This window comes from Paraflavitalea sp. CAU 1676, from assembly GCF_029223285.1.
Classification (GTDB): domain Bacteria; phylum Bacteroidota; class Bacteroidia; order Chitinophagales; family Chitinophagaceae; genus Paraflavitalea.
Genome location: NZ_JARHUJ010000003.1, coordinates 186,000 through 201,123 on the forward strand (window position 1 = coordinate 186,000; position 15,124 = coordinate 201,123).

The window sequence follows — 15,124 nt, forward strand, 5'->3', positions numbered from 1 at the left end:
TTTCAATAGACATCACTAATTACTAATACTAAAACTTAATTACATCAATCATTTCCCTTTTGGATAACACAAGAACCTGGATTGTTTAAAACCTCTTCTAACACGGCATCAATGATATCGAGGGCATCCTGTTTTATAGCCATAAAATCCTTGTAAATATCTTCCTTGCTTTTCTTGCGAAGCTGTTCCAAGGGCTTATAATTTTCCTTCTCTTTTTTTATCCCCGCATGATCATTGATGATCCGGTTATGAAACGCTTTGTACTTAATGGGCTGATCGGGATTATCCGCCATGACGCCGATAAATTCGCCGGAAGACAAACTCGATATGGTACTGGGCGGTACGGATTGCTCCAGTTGTTTGGACCGGGAAATTGAGGTGTCGCCGCTGTTGATGGATATGCTTTCGCGGTCCTGAAAAGATTTGGCAAAACGCTCACTGAGCAACCTCGCGGATTCGCCGCTGACCTGGCCGCTGATGATATTGCCAGCAATGTTGAAGATCGTCTCTGCTTCTTCTTTGGAATAGATCGTCTTCAGCATGCTGTAATCCTGTACAGCAATCACGGTGGTGATGTTATTGGATCTGCCGGTAAGGATGGTTGATAATACACTGGTGGCCCTGACCATCCCGAATTCATCGATCACCTGCCCCAGGTCATATTGCCCTGGCTGGTTGACGATCTTATTGATGCGATCAATGTACAGGGACATGATTGGTGCCAGTGCTTCATGGATCTGCGGATTGTTACCGAGGCATAACACCGTGGGATGATCCGGATGATTCAGGTGCAATGAAAAATCATCCCCTGACAGAATATAATACAGCTCCGGTGAAGCGATACGCCCCAGCGGTATTTTAACGGAAGCCATCTGTGAATTCAGCGTTTCCAGTTCGCCATCTGCATATGCCTGGGCAAAAGGATTGATCAGGGTGGCAATCTCGCTATCGGATTGCAGCACCGTAAACAACTTATCGTAGGGTTGATGAATTAGCTCGATGGCATGGGGAATGGTGCAATATGTCCCCCGCTCATACCGGCGCAAAAAACCGATCACCGCAGCCAGTAGGTTAATTGGTGAATCGACAAAAAATTCCCCCTGCCGGTTGCTCCACGTCTTGTTCATAGAAAGCAGTAATGACTTGGCGGCATCGATAGCACTGGAAAGATTAGTTAGCGTTGCCGGATTGATCGGATTACACCGGCAGGACTGCTCGACGTTAGTGAAGTTAATGCAGCGGAAAGTAGTGCCGGGCGGATAATCTTTTTGATGGCGAAGGAAATGATTATAGGTAAGCAGCGTCAGCTCCGGAAACTTCTGGTCGAACACAAAGAGCGCCTGCTTTTTGGCAAGCAGTTGCCGGATCAGGTTTTCGACGACAAAATAGCTTTTGCCACTACCGGCTGAGCCCAATACCAGTATGGAGCGCCGGGCATTGAGAAACGATATCCAAGACCTGCGCTCCTGTCCTTTATAGCGATAGATGGCTGGCAGGTTCAGCGAATACCGGTCTGTCAGCAATCTTTCTTCCTGCGGAAAGCCTTCATCCGGAAATGCCTGGTTGCGTAGCCGCTGCTTCAGGCTGCGGGAAACAATACTACCGCCGGTGATCACAAAAAGCAGTCCGGTGATGGACACACACATATAGCCAATGGCAAGGCCATCAGGCGGCAGCTCCGGCCACCAGAACAGGAAGCCACTGCAGTAGTAAACCACCAGTCCGGTGATCAGGTAAGCAATGCCTGTCCGGTAGTTCGCTTTTTCATCCTTGCGGCCACGAACACCCAGCAACGATAGCAGCAAACATAGTAGTGCGATGGTCTTGGAAAAATTGAACCCTTTCAGCAGTCCGGTCTTGGCCACTTTAGCCAGTAGTTGATCTCCGAAAGTTGAGGTGTACCCCCACTCGCGAAACGCCCCGTAGCAATAGTAGTAAAAATGAATAAAGAGGATCACCAGTGCGATCCATCGGGTGAGGTCTGTCACTTTCTTCAGCCCCTGTTCGTTCTCTCCTGTTCGTAACATACATCATGGTTTTAGTATTTCAATTTCTTTCTGCGGCGTTTGCGCGGATCTGCTTTCAGTTCGGCAGCCATTGCCCCCTGCTGTGTTGATGGTGGTGCATCGGACTTGGAAATAAAATCGCTGGAAAAAGAATGGCTGGCGGTGTGCTGGTCATGCACCTGTTGAGTGGACTGTTTGGTTGCTGGCTTATGTTCTGATGGCTTGGGGTGTACGTGCTGTGTTTGTTGTTGCGGCTGCTGGTTCAGACCGGGATCAGCCTGGCAACGTTGCTGGATCTGATTGGCGCTGTATTGCTTACCCAGATCGCTGCCATTGAACACTGCCTTTTTCTGGTGATCTACATAGGTAACACCGTAGATGACGCCCTGGTCATTCTGGCGCAGTATCATCTGTATATTGTCTTTATGTAGTCGTTCCTGTAGCTCCTTCAAATTAATCGGTGGTTGCTTTTGTAAGGATAGATCGATGGCATTGCGGACACGACGTTTGAATTGTTCGCGTTCCTGTTCCCCCCGTGTGAATTCGTCCTGCAGGTATTTCATGGTGGGTTTGTTATAAAAGTCACTGGCCGGGATCGGAACACCAGCAGGTTTTCCTTTGTCATCAAGCACCTGGTAGTACAATCCGTTATGCTGGTGGGTACGAGACCCTTTGCCGCCCTGATGGGCAACCACATTGTAGTTTTTCAGTACCGCGTTGAGTTCCGTCAAAGAAGTGTATTTGTATTGCTTCAGTATCTGATCGAGCACGTTGGTGATGGCCCTTTTGGTGCCTATTTCAGGAGATTTTCCATATAACAGTTTTCGGGCATTGAGCGGGCTAATTTGGAATTGTCGCTGGCGCTGGTGATCATCAGCACGCACCAGGTTGAACTGTCGTTCGACAGCTTTGCGGGCTATTTCAGAACGATCGCGGCCAATATTGTGTGTTTTGATCCTCTTCCCGTTGGACTGGATATTAGTGGTCACAATGTGCATGTGAGGATGAGAACTATCATTATGCTGATAGACCAGGTATGGCTGATTGCCAAATCCCAGCTTTTGCATGTAGGCATCTGCAATAGCCTTCATCTGCTCTACGGACATACCTTTTTCGGAGGGATGAAAATTCAGGCTGATATGGATGCTGTTGACCTTTGTCCGCTCGTTGAGCTCAGTGAGCTTTTGAAGCGTACCCAGTTTGTCCGTGAAGCTGAGTTGCCCGGTGTCTTTGGCATACCCGGAGGAATGGATCAGCACGGCAGCTCGGGTCTGCTTTTGCGGATCAATCGTGATCTGGGTCTTATGCTCGTTGTACTGAAGAATATGGCGCAACGATTTACCGGGTTTTACTACTGCAACCATGCGTCTGAAATTTTAGCTATGAGGGCCTTGATTTCATCTGCTTTTACGGTGAGAATCCGGATGGCAATTTCATGTTGCGGCAGCCAGGTTTTCAGGTCAGGTACATGCTGCAAAATGTGCAACTTTCTAACCACCTGGTTATAGTTATTAGCGATGGCATTCAGGTCGTTTTTGAGGCCCACCAATTGGGGTATCAGCTCATCGACCGACTGGTTGCGGTGGTACACCGTAACGGGCTTTTGCAGCAGCAATTTGCGGGTATATTCACTCAGGCTACTGCACGTTGTTTGCGCAGATCTGTCCAACAGTTTTTTATACTCTTCCTCGGTAAAGCGGACATTGATCCGCCTGCTCATAATCACTTTTTCGGCTTTCATACGCACATTTCATTTACACAATTCAAAATCAATCATTTAATGCCTTTTTAAAACCGCCCCCGACTTCGGAGGGGTGGCGGCCAGATTCCGTTGGCGTCAGACAACGGTACATCTGGCAGGGCGTGGCGCAGCAGACGCCCTCAATGTTTTTGGTTATCATCCCGGCCCCCGTCTTTATGGGCCCTGTTTTGCAAGACCCGCAGCCAAAGCACCGGTGATACAGTGGTGCTGACCAGGAATGAATCAGGGCTTTTGCTGCATCCTGACAGACTTTCCCTGATGCTGACACCAGGCATTGAGATCGTTGTAGTCCTTGTACAGCTCCCGTTGATCGTTAAACCGGTTGGGATCAAGCGCAAGTGCCGCAGCAGTCATCTTGTTTCCGGTGGTATCATTGTCGAGAAACAGGTTTACCTGCTGGTGCTGTTGCATGCGTGGCAATTGCTGCTCAAAAAAGGAAGCGGAATTCAGGATGAGATAATTGGTAGACTGTTGTGTTTGCGCATCTGTGATAGCCTTATGGGACAGAAAGTCAAAGAAGCCCTCAAATACGGCTACCCGGTCAGCTTCCTGATCGATAAAGGTGCTGGCCTTGGGAGAACTCGATGCTTTGATGTACTGGTTGCGCAGCTCATAGCCGCCCTGGTCGTTGCGGAATCCCAGCGCATAATAGTTTTTATCCCGCAGGCTATAGTTGACTTCCTGCAGGAATTGCTGCGCCAATGGAAGCGGGATACGCCGGTCGCGCAGGTACTTAATGAGCGGCAGAGAATGGATAGGCTTTACGGCATTGATCTTAATGCTGTCCTCCTGCTCCTGTGCTGCTTTGGATGATTTTTGGTGATGCGTCACCGGCTTCTGTCCGGGCCCATCCAGCCGGTGCAGAAAATCGCTGACCGTCTGCTTGTGAAAGGCTACACCGAAGTCAATAATATTGCCCCCTTTGCCTTCCCCGAAATCATACCATTTGTTCATCAGTCTGTTGACTTTGAAGGAGGGCGTTTTCTCATCATGTAAGGGCGAATGATACCAGTACTGGTTGCCGCTCACACGCTGGGGTTTAAAACCCAGTCTGGTCAGGTAGTCCACGAGGTCTAATTTTTTCGCATCCCGGATATTCATACTTCACAGTTTCATGATCACCATCCCGGTGTTGGTACGAAACTATGAAACACGACCGCATGCTGGTAGACCACTGCCTATAAGGATACAGGTGAAAATAGATCCAGCGCGACTACCAGCTTACTTTTACCAGGACAATCAAATGTGTTATCAAAAAAACTGTGTGTATGCTCAATCAAAAAGATGTTGCGATGGTGTATGAAATGATGCTGGCCTCTCCGGGCATGAACGACAATGTAAAGATTGGTCTGACCCTACCACGAAAAACAGTGCTGGTACTGACGAAAGTTTTTGAAGCTGGCATAGGCGCCAAAGGCGAAGGCGATAAAGCGGGATTGCTGGCGATGGTAGACGACCAGATGTTCCATGAACTGGCGGAGATTAACGCAGAGCTGTTACAGAAAGCAGGGTTGAAAGACATGAGTGAGCGGATCAATTCATTGCTAACAAAGCAAGGATCATGACAGGCAATGTGCTGTCCTGGAAACAGGCGCTTGCTATGGGTTATGCACCCCGGCAGTATGAGTATCTGCACGGCTCGCTTCCAGTAGACCCTTTTATCGCGGTGCTGGATTTCAAAATATGGGCGCAGAAAGTGCTGGCCATTAACGGTTACTTTACCCTGGAAGATGGCGGTCAGAAAATCCAGCTATCGGTGTACCTGTCTGCTGAGCAAACTTACCGGATCGGAAAAGACCAGATTGACTTTTTCCGCTGCCAAACCGGTTGCCGGTATTTGTTGCAGACAAAGATATCTAAAACAGGTAAGCTGATCTTAAACGACATTACCCCTGTTCAATAGAACTGCCTCGCATGCCATTTTAAGAACCGGCGATAAAAGCATTGCCAGTCATTCCCTGCACCAAGCTGCTGCCCCTCAGGGCAGCAGCTTTTTTGCCAATCAACCGGCAGAAACTAAAACAGGGTAAGCTGTGGGCTCAGGGCTCCTTCTGGTGGGGCTTCGAGATTGCAGACAGCCACCGATATGTTGTCATGGATCAGGACGCCCACATACTGATCAAAGGCATGCACGGGAAATACGGTATGGGGCACGGGGATGCGGTCGGTTGGTTCCCGTAGTGGAAGATCCAGCACGTCGCGTAACAATTCGGCATCGAACTCAATAGCAAGGTAGGCCCCATCTGTTTTCAGCAGGATAACGCTGGTGGGATAATCGACCGCCAACCGGTGGCGAAGGTGCTCGATAAAATCCTTTATATTCTCTTGGGTGTTGTTGGTAGACATGATGTAAATTTTAATAATTGGTGAGGATGGTATAGGCAGCAATGATCTTTTTGCTCATTGCTTCGGCTTCTTCTACGCGGTGCTGGTTTTTATCAGGATGCCACCGCGTAATGAGTTTGCGGAAGGCTTTTTTTATCTCGGAAGCGGTTGCTGTCGGCGGTACTTCCAGTACTGCATATGGTGAAAGCTCGGCACTGCTGAGAATACGGCGTGCGTCCTGTTCACTCATGCGCTCCTGAAATGAGCGGCGCCATTTGTCCGGATCTCCAAAGCCACTGGAGGCATCGTAGCGCTTATAACCGTCTAAAAATCCTTTAGCCATAACTATGTTTTTATAAGGTTTACTTCAAAAGGTTGTTCTTTACCGGGTAGGCCCACAGCAGACAGGTGTTTGCAATGCCGGTGTCTTTTGTAGCCGGGGCAACTGCACGCCCAGTGCCTGCGCTTCTTGTTTTGAGAGATAATGTATATCCGGTCTGAGGTGGCGCTTTCGATCTGGAAACGAAACTGCCACTGATCATTGTCAGGTAGTGCCATATCATAAGGCACATATAGTTGTAATGACATGGTGATAAGGTTGACTGATTAATAAAAAAGAAGGGCGGCTGCTTGCCTGAACTTGTTGTCTTCCGGCAGGCCCTCTTTGTACAGGTTGACACAATGGCTCGTGAACAGGGCGATATAGCCGCCGAAGAGTTGATCAGCGAACAGATTACTGCTTTTGTGCAGCCGCTCCTTATACTTACCAAGGGAAACTTGTACATCCTGCGCCATATAGATCCATTCCCCGGCACTGATGATGGGGTTAGGTTTGTTCTCAAAGGACCGGTGCACCGCGGCCTGATCGCTCGTGATCTTATCGCAATATTGCTGTAGTGCTTCGAGGAATTTGGGTATCTCTTCGGGAATGAGGCTGCAAAGCAGCTTGGCACGTTGCACGTTGTTCATTTCTTTCAGTGTAGGCATAACGTTTGATTTTTTATAGTGAGGAAAATGGAAGCGGGAAGTGTCCCGCTTCGGTTGGTTACTTGACATAGCGTTGGCACCGGAGATTGTCAAACCACAGGTCGGCCATGAAGCACAGGGTGGGCAGGTTGGTTTCAAACTGTCCGGTGAGCAAGTGTTGGGAGACCTTGACAGAATCGAGCGTTATATGGTGGTCACTCTCGCTGAACAGGCAGGGAATGGCAATAAGATCGTCGAACGCTTCAGGTGTTGTTCGTTTGTCTATGATCAGAAAAGCCATTGCTCGATCCATAACAACTTCTTCGTCCTTGATCTGCCAGCTTGCGACGTGGTAGAGATGGCCCGTGCCCCATTCAGATTTCACGCCCCGGCTTTCAAGCTGAAAGTTCAGCGCAGTATCTTCCGTTATCTGTATTATTAGGTATTCGCTATTTTGGAGCTTATCGAGCAGGAAAGAAAGGACTGTCTTTGTCTTGTTGTTGATGCTTGGCATAATTGTATGATTTTGGTGTGTGGGAAGGAGTAACCGCTGTTACTCCTTGTCAAGCTGTCTACGGCGGTCAGTGGCTACGGACTGCGTACCGTACTTGGCGCGGATCTGGTCGAGCGATCCACCTTTGCCGAAACTTTTAAATGCTTCGTTGCGGTAGTACCATGCTTTTTTCTGTCCGGCGAAGAAGTACCCGGCGGCTTTCAGTTCGTCTTTTACGGTACGGGTATCGCCGGTGACCCAAATCCAGTTTCCCACCACTTCGATAAGGATACCGGGCAGGTGTATGATTTTTTCTATCCGCTGGCGGTATTCTTCGGAGATCTTCAGCTCCTGATCTACCTGCGCGTCGGTCTTGCCTTCGTTTTTGGAGATGAAAGCACAGGCAAAAGCATATTCTTTATTGATCTCCTGCATGGTGGCAGTATCGCCCCCTCTATCGGGATGGTGTTGGAGTGCAAGCACCTTGTAGAGTTTCTTTACTTCTTCCAGTGTAGTACATGCTGAAAAGTATTTCATAACAAAGCGCCTGTTTACCCGTGGCGCGGCGGGTGGTTATGATCATGAATGAAAAAGGGTGAGTTTGCTGGCAGCGTTGGGCGTGGTAGTCTTGCTGCCGCTGTGTTTGCGCAACAGGTAGTGAATGGTAATATCTGCGTTGTTCACAATGGCCCACGCAGCGGTAAGCGCTTTAGACCGGTTGTTGTGTTTAGTGCGTTGTATTTCCCATGATAGGTACATCAGGCGGGATAACTGGTGAGTTTGCATAACAATTGATTTTTAGGAGTGAGTAAAAAAGCGGGTACGGATGGGAGTTTTTATTACTGCCTGACCAGTTCGTTGAGTTTGGTCTTTACGGCTTTGGCTACTTCGCCGCGCCATGTGCGGGCATTAGCAAGGAAATAGTTAACGACACTGCGCCCGCTGTCGCAGCCGTAGTTATCGTTAATGCTTTGCAAATCGCTCATGGCATCGAGGTAAGGAATAGCACCGAAGTATACAGGCTGCCAGTCCTTGCGGATCACCTGCGCGATTTCTTGGAGATTGTCTGATAGTTGCATAAACCAAAAAGTTTGTGGTGAGTAAATGGCGGCACCAGCGCCGCGTTCTTTCTTTTTGGCACGCAAAGCGTTTCATTGCAGGACGGAGGCCGGAGAACGGCCCGCCAGAAAAAAATTTTGCCGACGAAGGAGGTGGGATTTTTTTCCAGGGATGTTCGTAGGCTCGGAGTAATGCAATACTGTATCTGTAAAACAGGAGAAGTAAAAGGTTGCTGTGCAGGAAGGCGTACAAGAGTGCGACGCAACGGAGGCTGACCAAAGAAAAAAAGGTGATTTCACCCTGCCTTTGTATTCTACCAGGATTTTAATTTGTGGCACCAGTAATTCGGGAGCCAAACCAATTCAGAGAATACCAAATCAACTGATATGAAAAAAATATTATTATTTATTCTTGGAATATTTCCGGTCACCATCTATTGCCAGGAAATAATTGTAGCAGTAACGCCGAACTCATTGACCGCTCAGAAATACGACAACGAAAAACTCATCATTCCCATCGAAATCACCCTTACCCTTACAGCAGGATCAATACCTCAATCGGCACCCTTATCAATCCCAATAGCTGCTAGTTTTCAACGAACCGACGTACCGGCAAGCATGGAACTCAATTCAGGAGATTATGGACAATTGTTATTTGAGAATTTGCAGACCAGTGTCGAGTTTAAGGTGAAAGAATTTCAACAAAAAGTAACAGTGTATGTAATCGTTCCGGCGGGCCTTTCTATCGGTAGCAACAAAGCGATCAAGCTATCATTAACCGTTAACGGCACTATATCAGTTACCAAGCAGATAAATATAGAACCTGCTAATGACCGCATCTACAGACTGAATGATTACATGGGAAGAAATTCAACGATACAACTGGATGAGGTGACGAAAGTAACATCGGCTAACAATATTCTCACCGTCTCGGGTTACAAAAATGGCGGCTTCACCAAGCGTCAAGTAATTTTAGAAAAGCATCAGGTATTGGGCATTATAAACTACTCCTACATTTTTGGAAACGGGTATTTTAGCAGTACCCCCTTCTCATTGGTGTCCGTTCCATTCAAAATGCGCCGCAAATTAACAGTGCCACTCAACAAAACTGGTACACCGAAAGACAGCACATACGGAAGCACTGCCATGTCTGGCATTACCAACCTGGGTGTAAATATTGATTTATTCAAAAGAGTTACCGACCGCTACTTTGCCAGCGGCAAAAAATCTACGCATAAATGGAGTATTGGTTTTCTGATAACACCTGGCGTTGAAGAACTCAGTGCATCTTTGGTGAAAGACACTTCTATCGTTGGAGATAAAAAATCGAAGCAATTTTACCTGTCATTGGGCCTGTCTTTGTCTTATTCCTACAATGGACTTACATTTTTTGTAGTGCCTTATGCACGAGACTATGCTTTCAGCACAATCGGGAAACAATGGATCTACAATAAAGAACGCTGGTGGGGATTTGGAATCGGTGTAAGTCCAACAGTATTTTCCCAACTGGTAAACAACTAACAACTATGGGAAAATCCTTTTACCGGCCAAGCTAATCACACCTGAAATAGTATTAGATCGGTCCATCAAAAATATTCACACCCAAAATGCAGAAATTCCCGCTATCAGCACTGCGGGCAGAAGCAATATTTACAAACGGCAAGCGCTAAAACGCCGTGAAAACCAGAGATATGAGAGAAAGCGTGTCGATGTGACAAAAAAAATATTTTGCTCACCACCACTTCGGTCTGTAACTTGAATGACAAGTGTAGCGCAATTCTCCTCCCACATGAATCTACTAAGTTGCTATGTAAAATCAACACGGCAGGAAAGGCTCATAGAACTGCTGGCATCCTACTGCGGTTTTTGCACCGTGACCAGGGACGCACCGGTACCTGTACCACCGACTGATGTATTAGCCGATCCGCAACAGCCACCGTCAATGTACACAGTAAACGGTTGCGGAGATTGGGTCATTATTGAAGTGAACAGCATCTTAAAGCTCCATGAACTCGGTAGCATCCTTTCCAGTCAGCTCAATACATATTTTCTGCAAACCATATACTGCGCAGTCATTGAATATGCCTACCTGCTATTGTACCACAATGGAATATTGATTCGGGAAATTGAATCCAAAGGATACAAAACAGATCCAGACATCAACTACGGTGAACCGCTGCTATTTGAAGACCAACCTGCCGGGCAATACTTTGACCTGGATACCATCGCTGACTACTGTCAGCACTGGGGTATCGACATCAACAACCTTTTTGAGCAGGATACTTGCGTGGTCCTGCAGGACAGCCGAAGCCAGCCGGTGATCCGCCTAGATCAGGAACAAGAGGTATTCAATCTTTTCTACCCACTTAGGTGATGCCAGTTGCTACAGAGGCGGTAATACATCTTCCGAAAAACGCATATAAAATGTTAAAACTCTTTACAGATTAGGACCAGATTAAAAAGCGTTTAAATCCCGCATGTATAACCGATTGTCAATCTTTCATCAAGGTATTAAAAGCTCCAAACCGTTACTGGGTGGGCATATGGAAATGCGGTAATAGTTTTATAAATTCGGTTACAGAAGCACGATAATAGATCATACCCCTTGAAGATGTTCCGACTATAGAAGGATCGAGCAATCATCCAATACAATAACCCAAAGCCTATGATAAGGATATCGGGAACTGAAGGGCCAATATACTTCAGGGTGTATGACCATGTTACTGCCCAAGTCAAACCAGACAGGCATATACCAGGTGCCACGGCCTATGAAGCTGCCCAGCCTGCCGGGCAATTCTTCTATGAAACATATGCTCAAAAGCATTACACCATCTTCAAAAGCATACTGAAGCCATCTAGGGATTTATTACTACACGTTGAATACCTGACACCCTTTGTCGGCTTTCGTCTCATGGTAAAAGGGCACCTGCATTACCAGCTCAACGAAAAGAAATACTACCTGATGCAGGGACAGCTCAATTTTGTGACCGCTCCGAAGGTGGAAAGCATATTACACCTGATCAAAGGCCAGGATTACCATATGTTTGACCTGCAGGTCGATCCAGCCTTTATGGACCGGGTAGAACGAAAGTCGGAGGCTATTTTACAATTGCTCAATAAAGCCAGCGGTGAAGAAACGGCAGCGCTACATAATGGCCCTGGATTTGCCAGTGCCAAGGTGCTGGACGCGATGGACGAACTCGTGAAAGATCCCGGCAATGAAGCCCTGGCTATCGAACTGATTGCACAGGTTATTGATGCAAGGACCATGAAGCGACTGCATCGTCCTATTACTGAACCACAGGTAGAGAGCCTGTTCAAAGTAAAAGCACTGATCAAAGAGCAGATTGCCATCAAGCAGCACTTACGCGACTGGGCCCGTGCGGCAGGCATGAACTTTACATATTTTAAGGAGCTGTTCAAAGTAGTGTTTGCTGTCACGCCGTATCACTACTTGTTGTATGAACGTATCCGGGAAGCCAAGCGGATGATCCGGTACTATCCTCATCTTACACTCGCTGAAATAGCCATTGCGTGTGGGTTTGCCAATTACAACAACCTGCGCAGGAACTTTCTCACCATCGAGCGTATGACACTTACCAGGTGGCTGAAGTTGTCGGACATTTCGACGGTATTATTTATGTTAGAATTTTTCGCCTAACACAAAAGCAGAAAAACACAGCAAATAGGCAAATACTCGCAAGCACCACTTTGGAGCACGCGCAGCACCAGTATATTTGTCCTGATGGAAGGTGCTCGAACAGTGGCAAGTCGAATTGTACAGCAACTGCGCAGTGAAGGAGCCGCTACAATACCTCCAGTTTACCGATACAAGAATTTCCAGCGAACAAGGTGGTGGACCCTACAGCGGTCCTGATACACAAAAAAGTAATGCGATGGCAAAGAGTAGAATGACCCTGCGTGATCTGATGCAGGCAGTGACGGTGGGCTATTACGGGTATGAGGCCATGCAGAAGATGTTGAACTATGAGGCATTCGCTGCCTGGTGCAACGGACTGCCTTATCTGGGTGAAATTGGCCCGGTGCTGGCATTTGTGGTCGTCGCCATCGAGGTCCTGATAGCCATACTGGTCCCATTCGGCAGGCAACGAATGGCAATGGTACTGACAGTCGTCTGCAGCATAGCCTTCACAGTTTACCACTGCATAGCACTCAGTGCCGATTGGTTTTATCTGCCTTTCCACCAATACTGGCCGGGCATGACCTGGCTGAGCCGGATGTTGATCACCCTTGCTACAGCCTGGATTGGCTGGTGGTGGGTAAAAAGTGATGCGTCCCAAAAGAAGAGTGAAGTAAGATCTTATTAGGCTGGCGGTCCTGCGACCGGCCTGATACAGCAGGAAGGGGAATGCTGATGCCTCTATACAGCAAGTAAGCACAATTAAAAACCGTGTTGAATGAAACGAAGATTTGGATGGTTAACGGCTGTTGCGCTGGTAGCTGCAAAAACCACGGCCCTGGCAGGGCACAAGAAGTTTGCGAACAGTAATGTGTACGCTGATATCAGTGGCACAAAAGTCCTGGTAGCAAACTCCACATCGATGCCAGGTTTGAAAACGACGGGTACCAACCAGACGAAGCTCACATCGAGCATCAATGGTACTACCCAGTATAACCTGTTTACCCACGACGGTACGAACTACATACCGGTGTATACAAACGGGTTCTAAGCCATAGTTGGCAAAATGAAAACCGGCCTTCGAAAGGGGAGGCCGGTTTTTTTAAAAGAAAATATGAATTCGATCAGGCAAGAATCTGGAAGATTAAGAAGCACTATTATTGGGTAACATAATGTGCTTATGATTTTGAGGGCAAAACGCAGGAGGAATACATTTACTCCTGATACTAACAGTCAGTCGATCGATCACTTTGCAATAGGTTCATGTTTGTGTGCCAGTTCATAGGCTTCCGGAACGACCAAATACTTGTACTGCATTTCATGGTGATTACAAAATACGGTTTCGCTTTGAATGGCTTTGCCTTCACCGTAAACTTCCTTCACAAATTGCTCGACGATTTCATGACAGATGGATTCACCGGAAAGTCCAGTCACTTTTGCGACTTTGAGGCGCTCTTCACCGTCGATACTACATCTTACTACAATTGTCTGATATCGATGTGGATCAATGTCTGGATGCAAGCCTATTTTGCCATGCTTAAAAGGCGACGGCATATCCACCACGCATTTTTGAAACTCTCCATGAACGGTTACCCGAACCGTCACTTCTTCGCCGCTTTGGACAATTTTAAACTGTAATTTTTTTTCCATTTTTAAAAAATAAATAATTAAAGAAACAAATCCGTAAATGTGTAAAATATCTTATCACCTTCCTTGTAGCAACTTTTTGTAAGGGCCCCGCACGAATTGGTTCGGCTTCCACTCTTTGGCTATCTGATCAATAACGTAGGCATCGAACACACCTATTGCGGGATTAACCAACAAGCTGGCCACCGGAGCGATAGCGGAAGTAATGGTTTGAAGCCCAGTAAAGAAATAGAAACGCATATCCTTCCAGCCGATACGTTCTAAAACAGTCTTTTCCTCCACTTTTTCCTGATACTCGTACATAAGATCATGATTTTCAGGAAGATCTCTCAACCATTCTTTAAACCGAGCGGCTTTGCGCAAGGCTGGTAATACAGCTTTAACATGTAACCGTTTACTGTTAATGGCATCCCTGATCGCCCAAGATTCATTGAACTGGGCAAGGTGGAAACGAGATAGGTTTTCGGCTGAATGTTGTGATCTATCCAATACTGCATCAATCTTTTGCCTTAATACGCGTGAACTGAATTCCGGCAGGCAAATTTCTGAGCCTGAGGAAGCCGTTACGTGCAGGTCGGCAGTGGCATTTATAAGCGAAAGCACAGGTGAAGTTTCGCCAAATGACTGATCAGCAGCCCCTTGCAAATTTGTATGAACTCTAAAAAATTGTTGGCTGAGAAATTCAATCTCATAGCGGCGATCACCAACAGGCATAATAATGCCTGGATAATGCTCTTTAAGGGTTTCATCCCGGGCAACACGTAAAAAGTCCTTATCCTGTAGCTGCTCGACCATAGATGTCTTAATTGTAAAGGGCAATTCATGTACACCGATGTGACGTGCTATTTTTTTGGAAAATTTCCCGGCTTTGCTTTCATCGCCTGTGACTCTTAATGCCTCAGCATAAAGCTCCTTTTCAATGTCGAAATCAGCAAGTCCAAGCGTATCAACCCAGTAAGTGCCGTCTCCAGCCATACCAACAGTAGGCATAGAATTATTGTAGAGGATCTTCAAGCCCTGGTACTTCAGGAGTTCTTCTAACACTTCAGGGGCGGCTAACTTAACTAGTTCGCTAACGGCAGCCCTGTTGATGTGAACGGTGGTAGACTGGTAAAAGAACATATTCTCGATCACCATGCCGAAATCCATAGGCACACCCTCCGTACTGTTCGGGCGAATCAGTATAGATTGAAACAATCGTGTAAATTTTGTTGAGGCGCAAAGATC

General features: G+C 47.1%; 21 protein-coding genes. 7 read left to right on the forward strand and 14 right to left on the reverse strand.

Annotated elements, in window-relative coordinates:
- Positions 1 to 44: 44 nt before the first annotated feature.
- The 4 genes from P2H89_RS09560 to P2H89_RS09575 all read right to left on the reverse strand — a co-directional run bounded on the left by P2H89_RS09560 (position 45) and on the right by P2H89_RS09575 (position 4,869).
- A complete protein-coding gene (locus P2H89_RS09560) occupies positions 45 to 2,027 on the reverse strand; it encodes a YWFCY domain-containing protein (RefSeq protein ID WP_275826491.1) in 1,983 nt (660 codons plus the stop codon).
- An 11-nt stretch (positions 2,028 to 2,038) separates the two neighbouring features.
- Positions 2,039 to 3,370, reverse strand: coding sequence for a relaxase/mobilization nuclease domain-containing protein (locus P2H89_RS09565; RefSeq protein ID WP_275826492.1), 1,332 nt, complete (start codon positions 3,368 to 3,370; stop codon positions 2,039 to 2,041).
- The gene (locus P2H89_RS09570; protein ID WP_275826493.1) at positions 3,358 to 3,747 is read right to left on the reverse strand and encodes a hypothetical protein; all 390 of its coding nucleotides are present in this window, start codon (positions 3,745 to 3,747) and stop codon (positions 3,358 to 3,360) included. Before P2H89_RS09570 ends, P2H89_RS09565 begins: the two co-directional genes overlap by 13 nt.
- A gap of 243 nt (positions 3,748 to 3,990) precedes the next feature.
- Positions 3,991 to 4,869: a toprim domain-containing protein gene (locus P2H89_RS09575; RefSeq protein WP_275826494.1), complete on the reverse strand. Its 879-nt coding sequence runs from the start codon at positions 4,867 to 4,869 to the stop codon at positions 3,991 to 3,993.
- 167 nt (positions 4,870 to 5,036) lie between these two features.
- Here P2H89_RS09575 and P2H89_RS09580 point away from each other — a divergent pair, with 167 nt between their 5' ends.
- Positions 5,037 to 5,333 carry a hypothetical protein gene (locus tag P2H89_RS09580; protein ID WP_275826495.1) on the forward strand — a complete coding sequence of 99 codons (297 nt, stop codon included), beginning with the start codon at positions 5,037 to 5,039 and terminating at the stop codon, positions 5,331 to 5,333.
- Positions 5,330 to 5,671, forward strand: coding sequence for a hypothetical protein (locus tag P2H89_RS09585; RefSeq protein ID WP_275826496.1), 342 nt, complete (start codon positions 5,330 to 5,332; stop codon positions 5,669 to 5,671). The genes P2H89_RS09580 and P2H89_RS09585 overlap by 4 nt, the downstream gene beginning before the upstream one ends.
- Positions 5,672 to 5,784: 113 nt before the next feature.
- Here the strand turns inward: P2H89_RS09585 and P2H89_RS09590 are convergent, their stop codons facing one another.
- Genes P2H89_RS09590 through P2H89_RS09625 form a run of 8 tightly spaced genes read right to left on the reverse strand, consistent with a single transcriptional unit; the run spans position 5,785 to position 8,631 of the window.
- On the reverse strand, positions 5,785 to 6,114 hold the full coding sequence (locus tag P2H89_RS09590) for a hypothetical protein (RefSeq protein WP_275826497.1): 330 nt from the start codon (positions 6,112 to 6,114) through the stop codon (positions 5,785 to 5,787).
- A 10-nt stretch (positions 6,115 to 6,124) separates the two neighbouring features.
- Complete coding sequence (locus P2H89_RS09595; protein WP_275826498.1) at positions 6,125 to 6,436, reverse strand: J domain-containing protein; 312 nt, start codon at positions 6,434 to 6,436, stop codon at positions 6,125 to 6,127.
- A gap of 2 nt (positions 6,437 to 6,438) precedes the next feature.
- Complete coding sequence (locus tag P2H89_RS09600) at positions 6,439 to 6,681, reverse strand: hypothetical protein (RefSeq protein ID WP_275826499.1); 243 nt, start codon at positions 6,679 to 6,681, stop codon at positions 6,439 to 6,441.
- 18 nt (positions 6,682 to 6,699) lie between these two features.
- Positions 6,700 to 7,080 carry a hypothetical protein gene (locus P2H89_RS09605; RefSeq protein WP_275826500.1) on the reverse strand — a complete coding sequence of 127 codons (381 nt, stop codon included), beginning with the start codon at positions 7,078 to 7,080 and terminating at the stop codon, positions 6,700 to 6,702.
- Between the two features lie 58 nt (positions 7,081 to 7,138).
- Complete coding sequence (locus P2H89_RS09610; RefSeq protein ID WP_275826501.1) at positions 7,139 to 7,573, reverse strand: hypothetical protein; 435 nt, start codon at positions 7,571 to 7,573, stop codon at positions 7,139 to 7,141.
- A 39-nt stretch (positions 7,574 to 7,612) separates the two neighbouring features.
- Positions 7,613 to 8,089, reverse strand: coding sequence for a hypothetical protein (locus tag P2H89_RS09615; RefSeq protein ID WP_275826502.1), 477 nt, complete (start codon positions 8,087 to 8,089; stop codon positions 7,613 to 7,615).
- A 42-nt stretch (positions 8,090 to 8,131) separates the two neighbouring features.
- Positions 8,132 to 8,338, reverse strand: a complete 207-nt coding sequence (locus tag P2H89_RS09620) for a hypothetical protein (protein WP_275826503.1) — start codon at positions 8,336 to 8,338, stop codon at positions 8,132 to 8,134.
- A gap of 53 nt (positions 8,339 to 8,391) precedes the next feature.
- Positions 8,392 to 8,631 carry a hypothetical protein gene (locus P2H89_RS09625; protein WP_275826504.1) on the reverse strand — a complete coding sequence of 80 codons (240 nt, stop codon included), beginning with the start codon at positions 8,629 to 8,631 and terminating at the stop codon, positions 8,392 to 8,394.
- Between the two features lie 366 nt (positions 8,632 to 8,997).
- Here P2H89_RS09625 and P2H89_RS09630 point away from each other — a divergent pair, with 366 nt between their 5' ends.
- From P2H89_RS09630 to P2H89_RS09650, 5 genes are all read left to right on the forward strand, one after another.
- Complete coding sequence (locus P2H89_RS09630; RefSeq protein ID WP_275826505.1) at positions 8,998 to 10,131, forward strand: hypothetical protein; 1,134 nt, start codon at positions 8,998 to 9,000, stop codon at positions 10,129 to 10,131.
- Positions 10,132 to 10,399: 268 nt separating this feature from the next.
- Positions 10,400 to 10,984 (forward strand): hypothetical protein, encoded by a 585-nt coding sequence (locus tag P2H89_RS09635; protein ID WP_275826506.1) that lies wholly within the window; start codon positions 10,400 to 10,402, stop codon positions 10,982 to 10,984.
- A gap of 291 nt (positions 10,985 to 11,275) precedes the next feature.
- The gene (locus P2H89_RS09640) at positions 11,276 to 12,271 is read left to right on the forward strand and encodes a helix-turn-helix domain-containing protein (RefSeq protein WP_275826507.1); all 996 of its coding nucleotides are present in this window, start codon (positions 11,276 to 11,278) and stop codon (positions 12,269 to 12,271) included.
- A gap of 235 nt (positions 12,272 to 12,506) precedes the next feature.
- Positions 12,507 to 12,938, forward strand: a complete 432-nt coding sequence (locus tag P2H89_RS09645) for a MauE/DoxX family redox-associated membrane protein (protein WP_275826508.1) — start codon at positions 12,507 to 12,509, stop codon at positions 12,936 to 12,938.
- A gap of 90 nt (positions 12,939 to 13,028) precedes the next feature.
- A complete protein-coding gene (locus tag P2H89_RS09650; RefSeq protein WP_275826509.1) occupies positions 13,029 to 13,301 on the forward strand; it encodes a hypothetical protein in 273 nt (90 codons plus the stop codon).
- Between the two features lie 194 nt (positions 13,302 to 13,495).
- On the opposite strand, the gene P2H89_RS09655 is transcribed toward P2H89_RS09650, so the two are convergent.
- Complete coding sequence (locus tag P2H89_RS09655; RefSeq protein WP_275826510.1) at positions 13,496 to 13,900, reverse strand: hypothetical protein; 405 nt, start codon at positions 13,898 to 13,900, stop codon at positions 13,496 to 13,498.
- Positions 13,901 to 13,954: 54 nt separating this feature from the next.
- Positions 13,955 to 15,094 (reverse strand): hypothetical protein, encoded by a 1,140-nt coding sequence (locus P2H89_RS09660; protein WP_275826511.1) that lies wholly within the window; start codon positions 15,092 to 15,094, stop codon positions 13,955 to 13,957.
- Positions 15,095 to 15,124 lie beyond the last annotated feature (30 nt).

What these genes read in the sequence shown, in the direction of transcription:
- P2H89_RS09560 (WP_275826491.1), bottom strand. Translation starts at nt 2,027, where the DNA reads ATGTTACGAACAGGAGAGAACGAACAGGGGCTGAAGAAAGTGACAGAC.
- P2H89_RS09565 (WP_275826492.1), bottom strand. Translation starts at nt 3,370, where the DNA reads ATGGTTGCAGTAGTAAAACCCGGTAAATCGTTGCGCCATATTCTTCAG.
- P2H89_RS09570 (WP_275826493.1), bottom strand. Translation starts at nt 3,747, where the DNA reads ATGAAAGCCGAAAAAGTGATTATGAGCAGGCGGATCAATGTCCGCTTT.
- P2H89_RS09575 (WP_275826494.1), bottom strand. Translation starts at nt 4,869, where the DNA reads ATGAATATCCGGGATGCGAAAAAATTAGACCTCGTGGACTACCTGACC.
- P2H89_RS09580 (WP_275826495.1), top strand. Translation starts at nt 5,037, where the DNA reads ATGCTCAATCAAAAAGATGTTGCGATGGTGTATGAAATGATGCTGGCC.
- P2H89_RS09585 (WP_275826496.1), top strand. Translation starts at nt 5,330, where the DNA reads ATGACAGGCAATGTGCTGTCCTGGAAACAGGCGCTTGCTATGGGTTAT.
- P2H89_RS09590 (WP_275826497.1), bottom strand. Translation starts at nt 6,114, where the DNA reads ATGTCTACCAACAACACCCAAGAGAATATAAAGGATTTTATCGAGCAC.
- P2H89_RS09595 (WP_275826498.1), bottom strand. Translation starts at nt 6,436, where the DNA reads ATGGCTAAAGGATTTTTAGACGGTTATAAGCGCTACGATGCCTCCAGT.
- P2H89_RS09600 (WP_275826499.1), bottom strand. Translation starts at nt 6,681, where the DNA reads ATGTCATTACAACTATATGTGCCTTATGATATGGCACTACCTGACAAT.
- P2H89_RS09605 (WP_275826500.1), bottom strand. Translation starts at nt 7,080, where the DNA reads ATGCCTACACTGAAAGAAATGAACAACGTGCAACGTGCCAAGCTGCTT.
- P2H89_RS09610 (WP_275826501.1), bottom strand. Translation starts at nt 7,573, where the DNA reads ATGCCAAGCATCAACAACAAGACAAAGACAGTCCTTTCTTTCCTGCTC.
- P2H89_RS09615 (WP_275826502.1), bottom strand. Translation starts at nt 8,089, where the DNA reads ATGAAATACTTTTCAGCATGTACTACACTGGAAGAAGTAAAGAAACTC.
- P2H89_RS09620 (WP_275826503.1), bottom strand. Translation starts at nt 8,338, where the DNA reads ATGCAAACTCACCAGTTATCCCGCCTGATGTACCTATCATGGGAAATA.
- P2H89_RS09625 (WP_275826504.1), bottom strand. Translation starts at nt 8,631, where the DNA reads ATGCAACTATCAGACAATCTCCAAGAAATCGCGCAGGTGATCCGCAAG.
- P2H89_RS09630 (WP_275826505.1), top strand. Translation starts at nt 8,998, where the DNA reads ATGAAAAAAATATTATTATTTATTCTTGGAATATTTCCGGTCACCATC.
- P2H89_RS09635 (WP_275826506.1), top strand. Translation starts at nt 10,400, where the DNA reads ATGAATCTACTAAGTTGCTATGTAAAATCAACACGGCAGGAAAGGCTC.
- P2H89_RS09640 (WP_275826507.1), top strand. Translation starts at nt 11,276, where the DNA reads ATGATAAGGATATCGGGAACTGAAGGGCCAATATACTTCAGGGTGTAT.
- P2H89_RS09645 (WP_275826508.1), top strand. Translation starts at nt 12,507, where the DNA reads ATGGCAAAGAGTAGAATGACCCTGCGTGATCTGATGCAGGCAGTGACG.
- P2H89_RS09650 (WP_275826509.1), top strand. Translation starts at nt 13,029, where the DNA reads ATGAAACGAAGATTTGGATGGTTAACGGCTGTTGCGCTGGTAGCTGCA.
- P2H89_RS09655 (WP_275826510.1), bottom strand. Translation starts at nt 13,900, where the DNA reads ATGGAAAAAAAATTACAGTTTAAAATTGTCCAAAGCGGCGAAGAAGTG.